General features: G+C 43.5%; 1 protein-coding gene. It reads left to right on the top strand.

Annotated features, from left to right (window positions below):
* Positions 1-1476: dihydrolipoyl dehydrogenase (gene lpdA / locus ACFHWD_RS20560; protein ID WP_378062937.1), on the top strand; the 1476-nt coding region annotated here is incomplete at both ends.

Raw genomic sequence — 1476 nt, forward strand, 5'->3', positions numbered from 1 at the left:
ATTTGAAGTTGAAACGGATAAGCTTACGAACGAGATAGAGGCAAAAGAAAGCGGGGTACTTAGAAAAATACTGGTAGAAGAGGGAGAGACGGTTAAATGCCTGACACCCGTTGCTGTAATAGCTGGTGAGAATGAAGATATTTCAGAGCTTTTGAAAGAGGCGGGAGCAGAGGGAAAAGATGAGGTAGAAGAAGCAGGAGAGCCGGAAGTCCGGGGCGATAAACGTGAGGCAGGCTCTAGAAATGTAGTTGTTATAGGTGGAGGCCCGGGAGGTTANGAGGGAAAAGATGAGGTAGAAGAAGCAGGAGAGCCGGAAGTCCGGGGCGATAAACGTGAGGCAGGCTCTAGAAATGTAGTTGTTATAGGTGGAGGCCCGGGAGGTTATATAGCTGCTATCCGTGCTGCACAGCTGGGGAATAAAGTAACCCTTGTTGAAAATGCAGAACTTGGCGGAACCTGCCTCAATGTAGGATGTATACCTACAAAGACACTGCTCCATTCTGCAGAACTGTTCAGTGAAATCAAAGACAGCAGAAATCTGGGAATTGATGTGGGCGAAGTGAGCATAAACTGGAAAAACCTTCAGAAGAGAAGAAAGAGAATAATAAAGAAACTTGTATCAGGAGTAAAAGGACTGCTTTCATATAACAAGGTAAATGTGATCAAGGGGTTTGCCAAAATGGAAGCTAAAAATTCCATTGTAGTAACCAGAGAAAATGGAGAAGCTGAAAAAATAAGTTTTGACGATGCCATAATTTCCACAGGTTCTCTTCCCTTTGCACCTCTTATACCCGGAATAGGCCTTGAAGGTGTAGTGGACAGCACCGGTGCACTGGATTTTGAATCTCTTCCGGAGACAATAGTGATTATAGGCGGCGGAGTAATAGGCATAGAATTTGCAAGCCTGTTCAGTTCTTTTGGAAAGAAAGTGACCATTCTGGAAATGCTGCCGTTTATTTTACCGCCTATAGACAGGCAGATTTCAAATCTAATTGCCGATAAGCTGTCAAAAAGAGGAGTTACACTGAATACCGGATGCAAGGTAACTAAAATAGAAAAGGTAGAAAATGGACTGAAGGTTGATTTTACTAAAGGAGATGGCGTTTCAAGCGTGGAGGCCGAGAAAGTATTGGTAGCCATAGGAAGGCGTGCAAATACAGAGGGGCTTGATTTAGATAAAATTGGAGTAAAGGTGGAAAAGGGAAATGTATGTGTGGATGATCATATGAGAACTAATATAGAAAATATATATGCCATAGGGGACTGTACAGGGAAAATAATGCTCGCCCATGTTGCTTCCGAACAGGGTGTGGTGGCTGCAGAAAATATATCGGGTCAGAATGCAAAGATGGATTACAAGACCGTGTCCTCCTGTGTATATACAAAACCTGAGATAGCTGCCGTAGGGTATACTGAAGAACAGGCCGAAGAAAAAGGAATTGACTACAAAGTAGGTATTTTCCCCATGGGTGCCAA

Origin of the sequence: Clostridium sp. MT-14, assembly GCF_042436595.1 — a bacterium.
Classification (GTDB): Bacteria; Bacillota; Clostridia; order Clostridiales; family Clostridiaceae; genus Clostridium_B; species Clostridium_B aromativorans.